The organism is Candidatus Pantoea symbiotica, assembly GCF_056491525.1.
Genome location: NZ_JBSZHR010000003.1, coordinates 678,240 through 698,395, shown reverse-complemented (window position 1 = coordinate 698,395; position 20,156 = coordinate 678,240). Strand labels below are relative to the sequence as shown.

Annotated in this window: 16 protein-coding genes; 8 read left to right on the top strand and 8 right to left on the bottom strand. The window is 51.7% G+C overall.

The window, feature by feature from the left end; all coding sequences use genetic code 11:
- Positions 1-60: 60 nt before the first annotated feature.
- The 3 genes from ACXIZX_RS23860 (at position 61) to ACXIZX_RS23850 (ending at position 4,210) form a co-directional block, all read left to right on the top strand.
- On the top strand, positions 61-978 hold the full coding sequence (locus ACXIZX_RS23860) for a LysR family transcriptional regulator (RefSeq protein ID WP_479405251.1): 918 nt from the start codon (positions 61-63) through the stop codon (positions 976-978).
- Positions 979-1,127: 149 nt separating this feature from the next.
- Positions 1,128-2,963: a methyl-accepting chemotaxis protein gene (locus tag ACXIZX_RS23855; protein ID WP_179452476.1), complete on the top strand. Its 1,836-nt coding sequence runs from the start codon at positions 1,128-1,130 to the stop codon at positions 2,961-2,963.
- Between the two features lie 170 nt (positions 2,964-3,133).
- Positions 3,134-4,210, top strand: coding sequence for a diguanylate cyclase (locus tag ACXIZX_RS23850; RefSeq protein WP_479405250.1), 1,077 nt, complete (start codon positions 3,134-3,136; stop codon positions 4,208-4,210).
- 1 nt (position 4,211) lies between these two features.
- On the opposite strand, the gene ACXIZX_RS23845 is transcribed toward ACXIZX_RS23850, so the two are convergent.
- On the bottom strand, positions 4,212-4,673 hold the full coding sequence (locus ACXIZX_RS23845; protein ID WP_154156670.1) for an OsmC family protein: 462 nt from the start codon (positions 4,671-4,673) through the stop codon (positions 4,212-4,214).
- A 198-nt stretch (positions 4,674-4,871) separates the two neighbouring features.
- On the opposite strand from ACXIZX_RS23845, the gene ACXIZX_RS23840 reads away from it, so the two are divergent.
- The gene (locus ACXIZX_RS23840; RefSeq protein ID WP_479405249.1) at positions 4,872-5,408 is read left to right on the top strand and encodes a GNAT family N-acetyltransferase; all 537 of its coding nucleotides are present in this window, start codon (positions 4,872-4,874) and stop codon (positions 5,406-5,408) included.
- A 53-nt stretch (positions 5,409-5,461) separates the two neighbouring features.
- On the opposite strand, the gene ACXIZX_RS23835 is transcribed toward ACXIZX_RS23840, so the two are convergent.
- The 6 genes from ACXIZX_RS23835 to ACXIZX_RS23810 all read right to left on the bottom strand — a co-directional run bounded on the left by ACXIZX_RS23835 (position 5,462) and on the right by ACXIZX_RS23810 (position 15,189).
- Entirely contained in the window at positions 5,462-9,232 is a 3,771-nt protein-coding gene (locus ACXIZX_RS23835; protein WP_479405248.1) for an AIDA repeat-containing protein, read from the bottom strand.
- A 74-nt stretch (positions 9,233-9,306) separates the two neighbouring features.
- A complete protein-coding gene (locus ACXIZX_RS23830; protein ID WP_479405247.1) occupies positions 9,307-10,539 on the bottom strand; it encodes an autotransporter strand-loop-strand O-heptosyltransferase in 1,233 nt (410 codons plus the stop codon).
- A gap of 259 nt (positions 10,540-10,798) precedes the next feature.
- Complete coding sequence (locus ACXIZX_RS23825; protein ID WP_061718967.1) at positions 10,799-11,878, bottom strand: mechanosensitive ion channel family protein; 1,080 nt, start codon at positions 11,876-11,878, stop codon at positions 10,799-10,801.
- A 261-nt stretch (positions 11,879-12,139) separates the two neighbouring features.
- Positions 12,140-13,009 (bottom strand): ATP-grasp fold amidoligase family protein, encoded by an 870-nt coding sequence (locus tag ACXIZX_RS23820; protein ID WP_479405246.1) that lies wholly within the window; start codon positions 13,007-13,009, stop codon positions 12,140-12,142.
- A 5-nt stretch (positions 13,010-13,014) separates the two neighbouring features.
- A complete protein-coding gene (locus ACXIZX_RS23815) occupies positions 13,015-14,250 on the bottom strand; it encodes an oligosaccharide flippase family protein (protein ID WP_179452481.1) in 1,236 nt (411 codons plus the stop codon).
- A 366-nt stretch (positions 14,251-14,616) separates the two neighbouring features.
- The gene (locus ACXIZX_RS23810; protein ID WP_479405245.1) at positions 14,617-15,189 is read right to left on the bottom strand and encodes a TetR/AcrR family transcriptional regulator; all 573 of its coding nucleotides are present in this window, start codon (positions 15,187-15,189) and stop codon (positions 14,617-14,619) included.
- A gap of 94 nt (positions 15,190-15,283) precedes the next feature.
- Here ACXIZX_RS23810 and ACXIZX_RS23805 point away from each other — a divergent pair, with 94 nt between their 5' ends.
- A complete protein-coding gene (locus ACXIZX_RS23805) occupies positions 15,284-16,177 on the top strand; it encodes an ABC transporter six-transmembrane domain-containing protein (protein ID WP_479405244.1) in 894 nt (297 codons plus the stop codon).
- A gap of 151 nt (positions 16,178-16,328) precedes the next feature.
- On the opposite strand, the gene ACXIZX_RS23800 is transcribed toward ACXIZX_RS23805, so the two are convergent.
- A complete protein-coding gene (locus ACXIZX_RS23800; RefSeq protein WP_179452484.1) occupies positions 16,329-17,075 on the bottom strand; it encodes a FadR/GntR family transcriptional regulator in 747 nt (248 codons plus the stop codon).
- 195 nt (positions 17,076-17,270) lie between these two features.
- Between ACXIZX_RS23800 and ACXIZX_RS23795 the strand changes: the two genes are divergently transcribed.
- From ACXIZX_RS23795 to ACXIZX_RS23785, 3 genes are read left to right on the top strand one after another with little or no spacing between them, the layout of a single operon-like run.
- Positions 17,271-18,011 carry an SDR family oxidoreductase gene (locus ACXIZX_RS23795; protein ID WP_479405243.1) on the top strand — a complete coding sequence of 247 codons (741 nt, stop codon included), beginning with the start codon at positions 17,271-17,273 and terminating at the stop codon, positions 18,009-18,011.
- 13 nt (positions 18,012-18,024) lie between these two features.
- Complete coding sequence (locus tag ACXIZX_RS23790; protein ID WP_479405242.1) at positions 18,025-18,870, top strand: fumarylacetoacetate hydrolase family protein; 846 nt, start codon at positions 18,025-18,027, stop codon at positions 18,868-18,870.
- Positions 18,870-20,156 carry an L-fuconate dehydratase gene (locus ACXIZX_RS23785; RefSeq protein ID WP_479405241.1) on the top strand — a complete coding sequence of 429 codons (1,287 nt, stop codon included), beginning with the start codon at positions 18,870-18,872 and terminating at the stop codon, positions 20,154-20,156. The genes ACXIZX_RS23790 and ACXIZX_RS23785 overlap by 1 nt, the downstream gene beginning before the upstream one ends.

Below are 20,156 nucleotides of genomic sequence, written 5' to 3'. Positions count from 1 at the left end.
TATTCCTGAATCTGTCACTATCAATCCAACAAATGGTTAATATACAGCATTATATAAAATATGAATTTTGATGGATTCGACCTCAACCTACTGGTGGCGTTTAATGCGTTGATGCTGGAACGTAATGTCACTAAAGCCGCCGCCATTGCGGGCGTAAGCCAACCGGCGATGAGTGCAGCATTATCTCGCTTACGGCGCGTATTTAACGATCCGCTGTTTATTCGTAGTGCCGAAGGCTTGCTGCCGACAGCCAAAGCACAAGAGATCGCCGTGCCGGTTGCTGAAGCGTTAGGGCAGGTGAGAAACTTGATGAATCCAACTCACATTTTCGATCCTGCCACAAAAGCGCGCAGCTTCACGTTGGGATTGACGGAATATCCACTCCACGTACTTTTACCTTCTTTAACGCAGAAACTGGCTTTATTAGCGCCGAATTGCAGTATTCACGTGCGCTATTTTACCGATCGTGATGAAACCGTAGCCTTATTAGATGCCGGGAAAATTGATATAGCGATTGGCGTGCCACCGACCAAGGCTGAAAACCGGATACTTTCTCATCCGTTATTAACCGATGATTTTGTCACTATGATTGGACGCCACCATGACGTCGCAGAAAAAGGAATTGACCTGAAATCTTTTGTCGCGATGCGTCATATTCTGGTGTCGCCGGAAGGCAATCATTATGGATTGGTGGATCAAAAGTTGCGTGAACTCAACCTGGTACGCGATATCGGCCTGACGCTACCCACGATGTTTTTCGTTCCGGCGTTGTTACCTGGCACCGATTTTATCGCCACCGTGCTAAGTCGTGTGGCAACTCACACAGCAAATCAAACGCTTATCAACGTGTTCACGCCACCCATTGAACTGCCAACCATAACTTTTCATTTATTGTGGCATCGTCGCACTCAGGACAATCCGGCTCATCAATGGTTGCGACAAGTGATCAACGATGTTGCTGCTGCCTGCCAAACCTGACAATTTATTGTGCACATCACGACCACATTTCCGGCGACGCGTCACATCCTGCAATCACTTTTTGCACAATCCTGAATAAACATTTCCCGCACTGCTCCGATAACTCCCTTACAAACTTTACAAAAACAACAATCGCAGGAGCAGGGAACATGGGGCTGGTATCCCGATTACGTAATGTGCGCATCACGCGTAAACTGTCGGCAGGATTCGGCATCGTGCTGTTGTTAGTGGCACTGGCAACCGGATTGAGCGTGCAGCGCTTCAACGCTATCCATGACATCTATCAGAAAACTAATCTGATTTATGACATCAACATTGAAGTGTTCCAGGCCAAAATTAATCGCCTTAAATATCTGTATGGCGATGACAAATCTGGCCAGGTGATGGCGAACTACGTTACGCATGCGCAGCAGCTTACCAGCGATGCGAAACAGCTTTCATGGTCGGATGGCGCCAAAGCGCGGGTGGATGAACTGGCTACTCACCTCGCCAGTTTCCAGAACAGCATTGGCGCCATGACGCAAGCCACGCAGCAACTCAATAGCCTGCGCTCGCAGCTTGATGCCTTAAGCCAGCAAGACATGACCTCGCGCTACACCCAACTGATTCGCACTCCGGTTACTAATCCTGAACTAACCAACCAAATCTACGAACAGCTGTTCGCCATTAGCAATGTGCGTGAAGAAGCCTGGGCGCTGCGTTTTAACGTTAGTGATGCGCTGCGTAAAACACTGGAGAACCATTTCCAGCAGGCGGATCAGGGCATGAAAGCGCTGCTGGCGCAGTTGCCGCCGGAACAGCAGGGCGAGTTCACTGCGTTGTGGCAGGATACCGAGAAATTTAAAAGCCTCAGCCTGCAAGCAGCGGATGCCTACGGTCAGCTGCGCTCGGCGGAAGATACCGTCAAAGTGGCTGGCGATAAAAGCAGTGCGGCGATCAAACAGATCATCACCATCGTCAAAGCGCGTAACGATGAACTCGCCAACGGCTCGGCGGCGATTTCACTGCTGATTGGTGGTCTGGCGATCCTGTTCGGTGTGCTGGTGGCGTGGTACATCATTCGTCAAATTACGCGTCCGGTATTCCATAACCTGGAACTGGCGGAGCGCATCGCCAACGGCGATCTCAGCTCGCAATTTGCCACCGATCGCCATGATGAACTCGGCAAGCTGACGTCGGCGATGGGACGCATGAATGAACGGCTGCGCAGCATGATCGGCGATGTGCTGAGCAGCGTTAGCAGTGTGTCACAGGCGGCCAGTGCGATTAATCAGGGCAACCTCGATTTATCTTCGCGCACTGAACAACAAGCGGCGGCGGTGGTGGAAACCGCTGCCAGCATGGAGCAGCTTACTGCCACGGTGAAGAACAATGCCGCCAATGCGCGTCAGGCGAGTCAGATTGCGGCGGAAGCGTCACACAACGCCAACAAAGGCGGCATCGCGGTGCGTGATGTGGTGAACACCATGGGCGAAATTTCTGACAGCTCGAAAAAGATCGCCGATATCACCGCCGTAATTAACAGCATCGCCTTCCAGACTAATATCCTCGCGCTGAACGCGGCGGTGGAAGCGGCGCGTGCCGGTGAGCAGGGACGTGGTTTCGCCGTGGTCGCCAGTGAAGTGCGCAATCTGGCACAGCGCAGTGCCGGTGCGGCGAAAGACATCGAACGGTTGATCAGTGAATCGGTGGGACGCATCAGCAATGGTCACCAGCAGGTGGCGCGCGCCGGTGAAACCATGGATCAAATCCTCGGCAGCATTGCGCGCGTGAATGAAATCATGGAAGAGATTTCAGCAGCATCGGATGAGCAAAGCCGTGGCATTGAGCAAATTGCCCGTGCGGTGGGCGAGCTAGATACCACCACGCAGCAGAACGCCACGCTGGTTAGCGCCTCTTCGCACTCAGCGAATTCGCTGGAAGAGCAGGCGCTGATGCTGGAACGATTGGTGGCGCAGTTCCGCTTGCAGGGTGCTGTACGCTAAAATTACAGTGGAAGTCGGTCCAGATTGACTTCCACTGTTTCTCTTTTGAGCTACACGCGACTTTTTTGTGCGGTTGCAGAAGTGCAAGGTAAATATTCTTAAAATATTCCGCTCCACTGATAACTTTTCCCGTTAAACTGCAATTCTTGTCGTCCTGATACTTCCCGTGCATGAACTACTACTCACCTGACGATAGTCACTTGAAGCGGCGTTCCCAACGCTTCGTCCGTCGCATGTTTATCATGCGTCAGCTCGGCACGATTTTATGTTTTTTCCCAATCCTCTCGGTACTGATGGAGATGGATCGTGGCGTGGCGTTTAGCGCCCTGTTATTTGTGAATGCGTTTCTCTGGCCGTGGCTGGCGTATCATCGCGCGTTGCGGGCCGAAGATTCCACCACCACCGAACGGCATAATTTAACCCTCGACGCCGCCTTTGGTGGCATTTGGGTGGCGCTGATGGCGCTGAGTCCGCTGCCTTCGTTTGTCATCATGGCGGTGCTGGCCTCGGATCGATATGCCGCCGGCGGTGCCGCGCAGTTGATCGCAGCGATGCAGGCATTTCTCTGCGGCTTTGTCTTGGTATGGCTAATGGATGGTGCTGGCGTAAACCTGACGTTCAGCACACAAACCGTTTGGCTGACCTTGCCGCTCGCGACTTGCTACATGCTGGTGCTCAGCGTCACGTCCTACAATCTCACCTGGCAATTACGTAAGCGTAACCGCGAGCTGGAGCGCATTGCGCTGATGGATCCCGGCCTGGAAATTCCCAATCGTCGCCTGTTTGAGCGTCGGCTGGAGAGCGAATTTCTCAGTACGCGTCGTGGCGACAGCGCCGGTTATTTGCTGCTAATGGATCTGGATTATTTCAAAACGGTAAACGATACGTGGGGCCATGAAGCTGGGGATTTCCTGCTGGCAGAAATCTCCGCGCTGCTGCGAAATCATGTGGGATTGCAGGATATTCCGGCGCGTTTTGGCGGCGATGAGCTGGGCGTGATTGTGCATCATGCCAGCGACGAATCGGTGGTGGCGCTGGCCCAACGTTTGCAGGAAAAGATCGCTCAGGTGCGCTTACCGGCATCGGCAGAGTTTCGTTGTTCGGTGAGTATTGGTATTGCATCGGCGGCCAATGCGGAGTCGATTCGTCACTGGCTGCGGCATGCCGATGAAGCGCTGTATGAGGTGAAACGCGCCGGACGCAACGGCGTGCGCTTGTGGCAACCGTCGCTGGCAGGCGCGGCCTAAGTCACACGAATTCGGGTTCGCAGTTCACCGGGAAGTTAAGCGAGTTAGCAATGAAACAGGCTTCATGAGCCTGATGATGTAATTCACGTGCGCGGTCCGCATCAGCCGGATCGCGCAGCGCAATACGCGGTTTCAACGTGATATTGGTAAACCGGCCGCGTGTGCCTTCAATCATTGTCCCTTCCGCCGCATCTTCATAGGCTTCCACCACAATTCCAGCGTCAGAACAGAGGTGCAAATACCACAATTTGTGGCAAGCCGAGGCTGAAGCCAGCAGTAACTCTTCTGGATTCCAGCGCGCCGCATCACCGCGAAACGCCGGATCGGCGCTAAGCGCTACCGTCTCTTTGCCAGCGGCAATCAGCTCCGCGTTGCGGTCATAAGCGGTATAAGATGCGGTGCCTTTGCCACGGTTGCCGGTCCAGCGTACCGTGACCTGATAATGGTGTTCCTTTGCTGCCATGTTTAAGCTCCTTTTTAAATCGTAGGGCCGCCATTTATGGCGACCAATTTAAGCATTAGATACAAGCATTACTCACTAATTGGCATCGTTGAAGTGTATGTGCTCCGAGTCATCAATTTCCATCAATGGATAGGATCTTTTCGAGACGCTATTAGGTAAACTAAGGGAATCGTTAGCGTTTGTCAGGGTGAGTTTTAAATGTTAGAGACAGACCGCCTGATCCTCAGACAATGGCAGGAAAAGGACTTACAACCCTTTGCCGAACTCAACGCCGATCCTGAGGTAATGAACTACTTCCCGAAAGCGTTGAGTCGCCAGGAAAGCGACAACGTCGTTTCAAGATTCATAGAAATGATTGTTTCAAACCAAGGTTGGGGTTTCTGGGCCGTTGAGATGAAAGCCACCGGCGAATTTGTCGGTAGCGTGGGTTTAGCACATCAGCCAGAGCGCTTTGACTTTTCTCCCTGCACGGAAATTGGCTGGCGTATCAATAAAAAATTCTGGGGACAAGGGATTGCCAAAGAAGCAGCCGAAGCATCGCTGGTTTATGCCTTTGATGTTTTGCATCTTCGTGAGGTCGTTTCCTTTACCAGCATTCATAACACGCCATCTGAGAATTTAATGACGCGATTGGGGATGCAGAAACAAACAACATTTCTCCATCCCGCGTTACCTGCCGACCACCATCTTGCTGAGCACGTGCTGTATAAGATTTTCAACCAACAGCTAAGTTAAGAACCTTGTTTCACTTAATGCCGGGCAATAATGCCCGGCATGTGACGTTGCAATTACCGGAACGACACGCCCAGTCTGACCATACCGGAGTAGCCTTCAGATTCTCCGCCATGCAGAGATTCAGACCAGCCGCCCTGCACGCCTAACGTAACGTTTTCACGGATGTTCGCATCCACGCCGCCGTTTAATCCTATACCGGTACCCGACAGCTTGCTCCGGAACGACGCATCCGAGCCTGATACGCCTTCGACTGACGCTTTGACCTCACTGTGGCCGCCATATGTCTGTGTCACGGATGGCGTCACCCACCAGGAAAGTCTGGTTTTGGCGTCCTGGAACGCGCTCAGTTTTAAACCTGCGCGAACCGACTGGCGGTGGCTGTCAGACCAGTTGATCGAGGCTGCTTCATCCTGTCCATCATCCAGACTTAAGCCCTGCACCGTGTACTGCAACTGCGGTTCCAGAGCCAGGGTTGAATTTATACTGAAAGCCTGTCCGACTTCTGCAGAAGCCAACCAGCCGGTGCCGCTGGTCTTCAGCCGCGTACTATCATTAGACGCAACAGAGAGGCTGTGATGGCTCGCCTGCAGCAGGCCGTCAATGTGCAGACCTGCATTGCTGCGGCCCGACAGGTAAGCGCCGCCAGTATAAACCGTGTCGCGATCGGTACCCGCCGCGCCGGTGCCGCCGTCACGCCAGACGTCACTGCGCACCAGGCCGATGCCGCCGTAGAGGCCCGCGCGCCAGTTGGCATTCACGCCATCCAGCTGCCAAAGATCGCCACCCAGCTGCAGGAAACTGTACTCGCCGCTGCTTTCCGGCACGCTGCCTGAGGTTAGGCTGCCGCGATCAGGATGACCGAGCTGTCCCGCTGCGAGGCGGCCCCAGACCCGGCTGTCAGGCGCATACTGGAATCGTGTGTCTGCCGTTCCTGCCATCAGGCGGTCATAGTCGAGTGACTGTGACGGAAGGGCCGCATAACTCCACATTCCATCGCGGTAGTTCACCGGGCCGGTTGCCACTACGTCAGGCGTGCTGCTGTTATCCGTACTCGGTTGTTGCGTCTGCTGCGAAGTCAGATACCAGCTTTGATCCGCGTTACGGTAGAGGCTATAGGCGTAAGCACCCGCGACCAGCGGCTGATTCATGCTGAACGCGCCAGCTTCGGTCGTGGCACCGTTGATGGCCTGGATCACCGCAATACCACTGCCGGTAGTCTGTGCGCCGAGTCCGCTGCGGTTTAGGATCCGTAGCCCGGTGCTGCCCGTGGCCTGTCCACCATCAATGATCACTTTATCAATCGGTGAACTGCTGTCGCCTGCCACGGTATTGAGTGTGATGGTGCCGCCGTTGCCTGCAAGGTTTGTCACCGTCAGCGTATGCGGCGTAAATGCCCCCTGCGACGGCATAAAGACAATGCTGCCTGCATTGGTCAGCGTATCAACCAGCGAATCGCCGGTGATATTCCAGCTACTGCTTTGGTCGATGGTCACGTCTGTCGGATCAATAATCCCCGTCAGGACGGTGCTGTTAACCAGTGACAGCGATGTACCGGACAGCGCTACAATATTAGTGGTTGCCTGCAGGCCGTCCATAATCAGCGCACCAGCGTTAAGATTGACCTGCGACTGGCTGAAGGTGCCTCCCAACGTTAGCGTACCAGCACCGCTCTTGGTGAGTTGTCCGCTGCCGGATACGCTGGAGTATAAGGATGCATTAGTGCTGGTGTCATAAGTGGTGACACCATCGTTGATAAAGTTGCTGTTTGCCAGCGTTAAAACGCCGCCATCGGCAATGTTCAGCAAGCCGCCGGTTGCAACGGTGGTGTCAGTGGCAACGCCTCCGCTGGCGACTGACAAGAGGCCACCCTGATTGATGATCGATCTTGAGGCAATGCCGCCGTTGAAGACAGTCAGCATACCGCCGTCGTTGACGGTGGTGGCAATAGCGCTGCCCTCAACGTACTCCCGACCACCGGAGTTTACGAGAGTGCCTGTGGCGGTTCCGCCCGCTTTTACGGACTGCAGACCGCCAGCGTTAACCGTGGTGCCGCTGGCGCTGCCGCTAACGGATTCCCGTCCAGCTGAGTTTAGGATCGTGCCGCTTGAAGCGTCACCGGCTTCGACATCCAGAAAACCGTTATTTTCCAGCAATACATTTTTCGCCTGGCCACCGCTGATGGAAAAGGCCCCCAGCGCGTTGTTACCGTTCAGAGTGGCACCCGTTCGGGTGTTGAGCACCGCGCCGGATGCCAACGTCAGGCCGGTGGCGGTGGCACCATCATTGGTATAAAGCGTCCCGCCACTTTTGACTACAGCACCCGATGCCGAACCACCGCTTTGAACATTCATGTAGCCGTTATTAGTGACAGTGGTCCAGTTTGCGCTGCCTCCGTCATACACGTATTGTGCGCCGCCTGCGGCCACCGTGGTTGAGTTTGCCGTACCGCCGACACCTTGCGCCGCGTTATTGCCGATCAACGTACCGTTCGCGATACCATCCGCATAGACGTACTGGGCGCCGCCTGAGTTCAGCATCGTTGAGGTTGCAATGCCCAGAACCTGTTGCGTGCCACCCGTTACCGATGCCGAGATGGCTTCACCGCCCGCATAAACCGTCTGGTAACTGCCTGAATTGAGCTGAGCGGCGGTGCTTAATCCGCCTGAGTTAAGGTATTCGATACCACCAGAATTAATGGTGGTAGACACCGTTGAGCCACCACTGTTAACGAAGACTTTACCGTTATCATTGATCGTGGCTGAGGTAACCGTTCCAAAGTTGTTTATCTGGCCGCCAGAGTTAACCACAGTGCCTGCAGCTACGCCGCCTGCGCTCACATTCTGTTGCCCATTGTTGTTCACTGTGGTGCCCGTGGCTGTCCCGGAGACCACCTCCTGGCCACCATTAATCACAGAAAAGAGGGCAGAGCCGCCGCTATAAATTGTCTGATTGCCACCGTCTAACACGGTGGTACCGATAGCTGTTCCGCCACTCGTCACCAAAGCTAAGCCCGCCGATGAGACAATGGTGTTGGTCGCGCTGGTCGCAGACAAAACGCTGAGTATGCCGTTATTCTCCATCAGCAGATTTTGTGCCTGCCCGCCGCTAATGGAGAACGCACCCAATCTATTGATACCCATCAGCGTGGTGCTGGTGTCGGCCGTCAGCGTGCCACCGGCTTGCTGGTTAATATTCATCCCCACCGCGCCACCCGCGATGCTCAGCGTTCCCCCTGAGTTGATGAGAATTGTATTGGCAGAACCGCCAGCAATATTCGCACGCCCACCAGAATTAATCGTGATACCGGACGCATTGGCATTCGGGTTCAGCCCAATACTGCCGCCGTTACTCAATGTGGTTGAGGTAACGGAACCGCCAGCATAGACATACTGCGTTGCTTTATTGTCGACTACAGTGCCTGTTGCCACACCACCACTTTGAACGTACTGGAATGAACCTTTGTCACTTAACACACTGGATGTTGCCAGGCCGCCGGCATAAATTGTTTGAGCGGCACTGCTGGTGACTTGAGTGCCCGATGCTGTTGCGCCGCTGTTTACGTACTGCTTTGCATTGTTGGATACGGTAACGGAGGTTGAGGTATCACCACTATTCAGTGTTTGCGAGTTTCCGGCACCGGTCACAACCGTTCCACTGTAATTCTGTGCCGAGGCTGGCAAAGAAGTCATGCCACTCAGCAGCAGAAAGGCAACTGCTGCTTTCTTCACCGCCATTGGTGGGCGGCCACCGTTTCCGGCACGCTCAGAAGCCACTACCCATGCCTGACGCGCCGCGCTCCAGACGATTCTGTACGCTCTATTCATTTCCCTATCTCTCTTTTTTTATTGTATTAAGGTGAATGACTCACCTTGCTGTATGTCATTACGTAGTCGTGGTGTTACTTGTCCTGAAGCTGTGCATGGAGCCGATCCGTTACGCCGCATACCTGCTTGCCGGTGATAAGGCGGGTGCACTCGTACTGCCGGTCGGTTCCTTTGTGACGGGGACACCAGAAATAGTCCCGGTGATCGAAAGTCTCTTGCAGGCTATCCCAGCAGCCACTGCATCCATGGCTGCTGAATACCCGCCATGGCGTGTAAAACTCCGCGCCGGGCAGACTGAAACCACTAATGAGGACGACCGGTATCTGCGCTGCCCACGCAAGCCATGACAAGCCACTGGCAAGACCGATGAAAAAGCTGGCATGCCGAAGCAGATCTACACGCTCTTGCAGCGGTAGATTGCCAGTGAAGTCTTCGGCTCCGTATGGGATGTGGTTCCAGACAAAGCCCTGGCCGGTGCGGGAATCACGGTCAATGCACAGCACTCGATAACCGAGTTTTTTCAGATGCATGACGACTTCCGCCCAACCATGGCCGTTGTTCCAGAACTTGGCCTGACAGGTTGATTGGACGCCGATGCAGACGTACGGCTCGGTTATGGTGCGCGGTGCATTGAGGTTCAGACGCGGCGCTTCCTCCCTGACATCAACGCCAAGGATGTGCCCAGCGATGCGGTGAAACCCAGCCTGGCGAAAATCAATCGGCTGGTGCGTAGTGTTGCCGCCAAAAAACAGGCCGACCCGATAGGTGGCGTAGGGAGTAGGATGCTGGATTGTATCCGGCGTCGAGAACCGTATCTCGGGATACTGCCCTTCAAGCAGAGTGATGATGTTCTGCGCCATGGCACATTCAAGGCGGCACTCGTGGAGCAGGCGAAAACGCTCCGCATACTGGAACCAGCCCAGCAAGTCACCCAGCGTGCCGGTAGGAAAGGAGATCAGTACATCTCGATCTTTAAGGGATAGGGTTTCATCCAGTAAGGGGATCGCTTCGTCGCCACGCCAGACTTGAATGCGAAAACGGACAAAATATTTTTTAGCCGACGTGACCCAGCCCGCGCCAGATTCACAATGGAACAGGATGTTGCCTGAATCGTCGTCCAGCAGCGCCACGCGCCAGCGTCCTTGCGGAAGCAACACCCTGGCACCGTCATTAAAGTCGTACAAAATCCCTTCAGGCCCCTGAATCGTAGGTTGCGCCGGCGCACAAACAAATGGATAAGGATGAGATTCTTCCGCGATAACCGATGCTACGGCGATGTTGTCGGCGATGGGGATTATTCCCGTCATGGCCGGCCTCTACGACGTGTTGCCAGCAACGAACGCGCATGCCAAATCTGCTGGCTAATGATGATCATCACAGCGACTCCCTGATGCTTAAAAGATAAGCACGGCTTACATTGAAAAAGCGATATCAGGGGTTATCGGAGGAGAGAGAAGTTTCAATAGAGGGCGATATGAAAAAAATTGTAGTGGGTTTCATTCATAACGAGGATGCTAAGACGCCATTATAATCGTAGGGTCGCCATTCATGGCGACCGATTTACACTTAACTATTCGCCTCTCGAACCCCAGCATCAGTCAATGTTGCGCGCACCTGAGGAAGACTCTGCGGATAATTTTGCTGAATAAACTCAATCATCTTTTCCCGCACGTAACAGCGTAAATCCCAGGCGGTGGGGGAGTTTTGTGCCGTCATCAACATACGAATCGTCATGGTTTTGTCCGTCGTATCTGTAACCTGAAGCACCTGAGTTTGCTGATCCCAAAGTTTAGTTTCGCTGAGCACTTTTTCAAAATGCCTGCGCAGTGGTTCTAACGGCATGGAGTAATCGAGGTAAAGAAACACCGAGCCTAATATTTGGGCGTTATTACGCGTCCAGTTCTGGAAGGCATTTTCAGTAAAGTAGGTAATGGGCAGAACCAGACGGCGCAGATCCCAGATACGCACCACCACATACGTCAGGTTAATCTCTTCTATCCAGCCCCATTCATTTTCCACCACCACAGCATCATCTATTTTTATTGGTTGCGTGAAGGCAATCTGAATACCGGCAAACAAGTTGACCAGCGACTTCTGCAGCGCAAAGCCAATGATGATACCGGCAACGCCAGCACCGGCGAGGATGGTGGTACCGAATTTTCGCACGCCAGGAAAACTGAGCAGAATCAGTGATAGGCACAACGTCACCAATATGACGATCGCGACTTTTTTCACATACATTATCTGCGTGCGAATTTTTCGCGCGCGAAGGTTATTCGAGAGATTGATATCATAGCGAATGAACAGCATATCCTGCGCCACATTAATCAATCGAATTAGTACAGAGCAGAAGGATAGAATAATAAATATATTAACAGTGGTGGTAATAAAACTCAGAGATCCCGGTTGGATGTTAACATAATTAAGCCCTACACTGATTAACAGTAAAGGAATAAACAGAAACATCGATCCACGCAGGTGCTTTTCCAGTGATTTGAACAGTTTTCTGTCACGATTCTGCCAGTAGCGGATGAACCTGAGCAGGATAAATCGCGCCAGAAAACCCACTGCGAGTGAGAGCGTGACAAGTAACACAGCAGGCACCCAAGTTGGCGCACCAGATAACTCATCAAATAGTAATGGCATTACTTTCCCTTTTATTAAGCCAACAACCTGGGTTGTCAGATAAGTTAAAAAATCAGTAACCATTCTTTAATCGGTTATCTGCAGATTATTTCTTTACGCATATCAGTATAGACGCTGTGGCTGGCTTGATCGTTAGGGGGAAAGATGGTGGGTGCATCGGTCGCCATTAATGGCGACCCTACGATGGATTGGCGCGTTTTTCGTAGGGTGCGCATTCATGCGCACCTATTGTGGAAACTGGCAAATCAGTCACTTTCGACGCTATAACTTTAGCTGACTGCCTAAAATTGCATCGGCTTCCTGCAATGTAACATCGAGCCCAGCAGAAGGCGTGAAAGTTAATTCGCCAAAAATAACGTTACCATTGAGAAGATAAAAATCAGCACGGACAAATTTAAAATCCGAAGCCAGTTTAACCGCATACTCCTTCATTTTATGAAAACCTTCGGGCATTTTCGGATAGCTGTTGGCATTGATTAATTCAACAGTATCTTCAAAGGGAAGCGGGTTCCAGCTCATATCAAAATAATAGAACTTAGGTTTGCCTTTTTCTCGCTCCATGCAAACCATCACCGCATAAGGTTTTCCATCGAAACAGTAGAATTTGTAATCTTCTGGAAAACCACCGCGCTCATTTTCAATGTATTTTTCGCATAAGATTTTGCGGTCTATTCTCTTATACTGGGGTTCAATAAAATGGCTTGAGAAATCCTGTTTTAACCATTTATTGAGTTGCTTATTGGTTTGTTCAATGTCCAGTGAAGCTTTGTTGTCGCAGATGATGTTATAGCCTGCGCCATGGTTACACTTGAGGGCAAACTTATTGGGTAATGCGCGGTAGTCTATTTCCTGCGGATCATCATACACGCCGTAGAGTTGGTTAAGTATTTCACCACATCCTTTCGATTTAACATACTCCCGCACCTTATACTTATCTGCGCACAATGTATAAATGTCACCATTTAGCTCATTGAATTTAAGCCACTGAATTTTTTCATTGAAATTGATCGGGTTGGTTAAGTTAAGCTTTTTCTTGAACTTAATGTAGTAGTGAGTTTTTGCGCAAAATTCCGGGTACATGTGAGCGCTGATTTTTAATGCGGATTTGACTGTGTGTTTTATCATTTTCATTAAAATTATCTCAGTTTGAAAATGTTAAGATGCATTTTGATGATTGTTTTGTTTCTGAAAAAGTAATTGAGTAAAGTGCAAGACAAAATCTCAACGATCAAAAAACAGTATGCAGCCCCATTAATCCCGTAAGAATTAATCATTAGCCAGGATAGCGGTATGGTTAAGACACAACATAAAAACATCTTTTTAGCCAGGTAACTGTATCCGGACTCTTTTATCATATAGCGATAGCAAATTGTGCCTAATGCAGAGAACATCGTACCAATGATAATAATGGGAATGATATTTACCGAATCCATATACTTATCGCCATACAGTAAATGGATAAAGTAATCACCAAAAATATAGAATCCACCTAATGCAATAAGCGAAAACAAGATGACAATGCGATTGATTTTAATCAGCAGCATTTCAACGGTGATTTGATCTTTTTCGCTGTAGATCTTTGAGAAGAAGCTTGTTATTAATGCCAGCACGATAAATGACCAGGCACCTCCTATGGTTAACGCGACGCTATAAACGCCCAGGTTTGAGTAAGAAATAATTTTTGCCAGAAAAATACTCGATATCTGTGTGTAGATGTCCGCAGATAAACTCGATAAAATCAGCGCTCCTCCGGTAAACAGCATATGCCGGTTATACATACCGGCGCCCTTACGATTCTCATTTATTTTTGTCGTATATTTAAAATAGATGAAACGCAGGATGTAAGGTATCAGCGGAATGAGAATAATCGGAATGGTGAAGTAGTAGACCGGCAGTTTAAAGTGTGAGATATAGAACCGAATTACCAGAGCAACAGATAAACCAATCACATTAGTGATGGTGTTGATTTTTGATTTTAATTGGGTGTTGTTGTAGATGGAAAAGAAGTCCATCACGATATAGTAGGTGGCAATACCGTTGGCCACACCAAATAAAAAAACAATGATGTCTGTAAAAAAATAGAGATAGATCAACACTGAGCTTGATGACAGCAGGAAGAAAATACGCCGTTGATTTTGCGTGTGCATCGCTAACGCAATTCCTGACTTAGTATTTTCACTCATGCGCTTAAACAGGATGTTCTGACCACCAAACCACGACAGCGTTTGCACAAATATAAATAGAGAAGTTGAAATGTTGATCTTACCAAAGTCTTCAGGGCCAATGTATTTTGCCATCAGTGCATTAATATAGATGAGCCCGATGATATTGACCGACTTTTCTAACATGATCCATATTGAGTTAGAGTACATTGCTCGTTTCTCATATCCATAGCAGTATTGATGATGTTCAGCGCGTGTAATGAATCATCAGCAATATGAAACTTTTTTGCTATATGCGTTAATGTTATGTTTTATTGCAGCATGCTCATATATGAGCAGCGATCAATGTCATACTATTTATTTATACTTGATTAATTTGGTTGACAGTGTGGCTGCTGAAATAGAATTAGTGAAGGGTTTTTTGATTAATCAGAATAGTGACAGGGTTTTATAAATATTGAGTCCATTATTTAGTGTTGTTTGTAGTAAATAATATGATGAGAAATGAGCTGATAAGTCAGAGCGGCAGGTACCAGACATATAGCTAACCTGCCAATCCACTCACCTAAAAACACCTCAAAGCGTAAGCCGAATAAACGCCTGAATATCCTCAACAGCTTCACGATGTTTTGCCGGACTAGGGCTGATCATCAGGCTGTCGGCATAGCCGTTAAGCATGGCGCCGAGCTGGCGTGTAAAACGCGCGCTTTCAACAGGACGGTAAATACCTTGAGCAATCCCTTCATCAACGATGGCGATGATGAATTGGGTCCACTTGTTAATAAACAATTCTGCCAGCTCAGCAAAGGCTTTGTCGCGGCCCGCCATCTGCCAGAGTGAACCATAAAGCAGCCAGACGGCGTCCGGGGCATCCGGCAAATAGTTTTCAATGGCAGTATTCAGTTTGTCAGCAGGTGGCGTTGATTCAATGGATCGTGAAAAATCATCCAGTTCGTTCTGCAAATACCTTGTCAGGGCTTCAATGCATAGCGTCTGCCAATCGCTGAAATAATAGTAAATATGGCTACGGGAGATCGAGAGCCTTTCAGTGAGTTCGCGCGTTGCAACGTTCTCAATACCTTTCTCTATGAATAGCGCGGCAGCGCCATCCAATATGCGTGCTTTCAGCGCTTCCTTGGTTTCTTTCATGTTGCGGCTCCGTTGACTTTGAGCAGTTGCTCAAATAGACTTCTCATCAGAATTTGAGCATTCGCTCAAATTAATATTAACAGAAATTGAACCTATGCAAACGCATGAAATTATTGAACCGGTTAACGTCTCCGGCAGCGCGGTTAATATCCTTAAAAACATTGGACGCCGTCATTACAGAAAGCTTTTCTTTACCTTATTGCTGGTTATTGCCGAAAACGTGACCTATCTGCTTTATCCATTGCTGGCTGGTTTTGCCATCAATGCCATCGTCGCCGGTAAGGCATGGCATGCCGTATTTTATGCCCTAATGGTTTTTACCATGTGGGTGATTGGTGCCGCCAGGCGCAGTCTTGATACGCGCACTTTCGCGCGAATTTATGCTGAACTGGCCGTACCGGTTATTGTTGCCCAGCGTCGGGAAAATCACAGTCATTCAACCATCGCCGCGCGCGTTGCGCTTTCAAGAGAGTTTGTCGACTTCTTTGAAAAACATCTGCCGGTATTGATTACTTCCCTGGCTTCTATCACCGGGGCGGCGTTGATGCTGCTGGCGATTGAATTCTGGTCGGGCATCGCCTGCCTAGCCGTTTTAGTGTTCTTTTCATTTTTTCTGCCAGGTTACACCAATAAAAATGAGGCCCTATTTTTCCGGCTTAATGGTCGACTTGAAAAAGAGGTGGGCTTTGTCAGCAGTGCACCAGTTGCATCTTTGAGCAGACATTATCGGGTGTTGGCGGGGCTGCGTATCCGCCTGTCCGATCGCGAAGCGATGGGATATCTTTCGATTGGCGCGGTCACCGCTATATTGTTTGCCATGACTATTTTCACCATGGCTTTACGTGGTGGGACCGATGCCGGCCATATTTATTCTGTCATGACTTATCTCTGGATGTTCGCGATGAGCCTGGATGATGCGCCCCAACTGCTGGAGAAATATTCCCAGCTGAAGGATATAGGGAAAAGGGTGAAGACTGATCCTATCTGAAGTCCGCGATGGCCGCTGTAAGGACGGCAACCGCTCAATCCCGTCGCCATTTATGACGACCAGGTGCGCATGAATGCGCACCCTACAAAAACCGCACCAATCCTTTGTAGGGGCGCCATTCATGGCGACCTGGTGCGCATAAATGCGCACCCTACGAACGCTCAAAGGTCGCGATCACCCGATCAATATGCTTCTTCATCGCGCTCCTCGCTGCTTTGGCATCGCGTTTCTCCAGCGCGGAAAGAATCGCCATATGTTCGGACTCCGAGACGACCGGCATATCGCTAGGCGTGTAATGCGCCTGCAACATGCGGAACATGCTGCCATAGCGATGGCCGAGCAGGTGGCCGATGATAAATCCATAGGCAGGATTACCGCTCGCCTGGGCAATGCGGATATGGAACAGGCGGTCGCCGGGATGGGTGCGCGACTGCGCGCGGTTATCCTCGCAGTTTTGTTGATAAGCCGCGCGAATCAGCGCCAGTTCCTGCTCGCTGGCATGCACCGCAGCAAGCGCAGCGGCTTCCGGCTCAATCAGACGGCGGGCTTGCAACAGCGAGAAGGGCGGCAGCTCGGTGGAAAAATCGAGGTTGATACCCAGCTCATCATCCGGCTCATTCCACTGATCGCGTCCGGCCTGCATCATCACCGGTTCCTGCGTGCTGGAACGCGCTTTCACAATCACGCCATTGCCGACCTTCACATCCACCAGACCAATCACCTCAAGCGCGATCAGCGCTTCACGCACCGATGCACGACTGACCTGCAGTTGCTCAGCCAACTCACGCTCCGCTGGCAGGCGGCTGCCGGGTGGAAATTCGTTATTGTCGATAAGCGCAATCAATTGGTCTGCTATTTGTCTGTAAAGCCTGGGGTTTTCCATCTTTTTGATCGGCATTGCGCTGCTCCCTGTCTAAATAAATTAAGTGATCAGTTGCACAAATAATCGTCAGGACACTTGTCAATGTTACGCAATTGTCAATAAAACGTAATGCGTAAGCGAAAAAGTAGCCAGCGATATTTTGCTCCCCCGCTGGGAAGAAATCTACTTTCAATGGCCTGACCATTAGATCTTTGGACCAGAGGAAATGCAATGAATTTACATGGAAAACGCGTGCTGATCACCGCTGCCGGACAAGGCATCGGTTTAGCCAGTGCGCGCTACTTTGCTCAGCAAGGCGCAGACGTGATTGCCAGCGATATCAACATTGCTGCGCTGCATGAATTACCAGGCATTCGCGCTTATCAGCTGGATGTCACCGACCGCGAGGCGATTAGCGCGGCGGCGCAGGAGCTCGGTACGCTGGATGTGCTGTTCAACTGCGCCGGCGTGGTTCACAGCGGCAGCCTGCTGGAATGCAGCGAAAAGGAGTGGCAGTTCGCGCTCGACCTCAACGTCACGGCGATGTTTCGCATGATCCAGGCGTTTCTGCCCGCGATGCTGCAACAGCAGCAAGGGTCGATCATCAACATGTCATCGGTGGCGTCGAGTGTGAAAGGCGTGGTCAATCGCTTCGCCTACAGCGCCACCAAAGCAGCAGTGATTGGTCTGACGCGTTCGGTGGCGGCCGATTACATTGGCGAAGGCATCCGCTGCAACGCCATTTGCCCAGGCACCATTGATTCACCGTCGCTGCGTCAGCGCATTGCCGCGCAGGCGCAGGCAGAAGGGCGCAGCGAAACCGAGGTCTACAACGCCTTTGTCGCGCGTCAACCGATTGGCCGTATCGGCACCACAGAAGAGATCGCTTATCTGGCGGCCTATCTGGCTTCCGATGCCAGCGCCTATACCACCGGCACCGCACAGATTATCGATGGCGGCTGGAGCAACTAACAGGAGTGGAAGAATGAAATTATTACGCGTCGGCGAACCGGGCAAAGAGCGTCCGGCAATGCTGGATGAGCAGGGCGAATTGCGCGACTTGTCGCACTTTATCGATGATTTGGCGGGCGATGCGCTGCTGCCCTCCGCGCTGGAGAGATTGCGCCAGTTGCCGCTTAGCGAACTGCCGAAAATCAGCGGCCAGCCGCGCATTGGTGCCTGCGTCGGACAGATTGGCAAATTCATCTGTATCGGTTTGAACTATGCCGATCACGCCGCCGAAACCGGCGCGGACATCCCGCTGGAGCCTGTAGTTTTTAGCAAATGGACCAGCGCGGTAGTCGGGCCAAATGACGCAGTGCGCATTCCGCGCGGCTCGGTGAAAACCGACTGGGAAGTGGAACTGGGCGTGGTGATCGGCAAAGGCGGCAGCTACATCGCCGAAGAGGATGCGCTGTCGCATGTCGCGGGCTATTGCGTGGTTAACGACGTCTCGGAACGTGAATATCAGATCGAACGCGGCGGCACCTGGGATAAAGGCAAGGGCTGCGACACCTTTGGCCCGATTGGTCCCTGGCTGGTGACCGCCGATGAGATTGCCGATCCGCAGCAGCTCGATCTGTGGCTGGAGGTTGACGGCAAGCGCTATCAAAACGGTAACACTCGCACCATGATCTTTTCGGTCGCGCACATCATCAGCTACCTCAGCCGTTTTATGAGTTTGCAGCCAGGCGACATCATCTCCACCGGCACGCCGCCGGGCGTCGGCATGGGACAGAAACCGCCGATCTACTTGCGTGCAGGGCAGGTTATCCGATTGGGCATCGCCGGGCTGGGCGAGCAGCGTCAAATCACCGAGGGCAGCGAATAATGACCAAACTTACGGCACTGCGTGTGGAAGATATCCGTTTTCCCACGTCCCAACATCTCGATGGTTCGGATGCAATGAATCCCGACCCGGATTATTCCGCCGCTTACGTGATCATCGAGACGGATAACGCGGCGATCAGCGGTCATGGTTTGACCTTTACCATCGGGCGCGGCAATGAAATTTGCTGTGCGGCAATACGTGCGCTTGAGCACTTGATTGTCGGCCGTCAACTGGAGTCGATCGTCGCCGATATGGGGCAATTTTGGCGCGATATCACCAGCGACAGCCAGCTGCGCTGGATCGGCCCGGACAAAGGCGCGATTCATCTGGCGACCGGCGCGGTGGTCAACGCGGTATGGGATTTATGGGCGAAATCAGAAGAGAAGCCGCTGTGGCGGCTGGTGGCCGATATGTCGTCGCAGGAACTGGTACGCTGCATCGATTTCCGCTATCTCACCGACTGCATCACGCCGGACGAAGCACTGGCTTTGCTGACGGCGCAACAGGCAGGTAAAGCGGAGCGCATCCGCCAACTCGAGCAGCACGGTTATCCTTGCTACACCACCTCGGCGGGCTGGCTTGGCTACGACGACGAGAAACTGCGCCGTCTTTGCCAGCAGGCAGTTGATGCCGGATTCTCCCATATCAAGCTGAAAGTCGGACGCGACCTCGAAGATGATATTCGCCGCGTGCGCATTGCGCGCGAAGTGCTTGGGCCGGATCGTCAGCTGATGATCGATGCCAACCAGGTTTGGGAAGTGAATGACGCGGTGGATTGGGTACAGCAATTGGCGTTCGCACGGCCGTGGTTTATCGAAGAGCCCACCAGCCCGGACGATATCGAAGGACATCGCAAAATTCGTCAGGGCGTTGCGCCGGTAAAAGTGGCAACCGGCGAAATGTGCCAGAACCGCATCATCTTTAAACAGCTGATTATGCGCGAGGCGATTGATGTGGTGCAGATTGATGCCTGTCGTCTCGGCGGCGTGAATGAAGTGCTGGCGGTGATGCTGATGGCAGCGAAATACCAGTTGCCGGTGTGTCCGCATGCGGGCGGCGTTGGGTTGTGCGAATACGTTCAGCATCTGTCGATGATCGACTTTGTTTGTATTGCCGGCAGCCATGAAGGTCGGGTCATCGAGTACGTCGATCATCTGCACGAACATTTCCTTAATCCGTGCGAAATCCGCGGCGCTGCCTATATGCCGCCCACCGCGCCTGGCTTCTCAATCGAAATGTATCCCGCTTCGCGTGAGCAATATCGCTATCGCGCGCAGGGAGGCTGA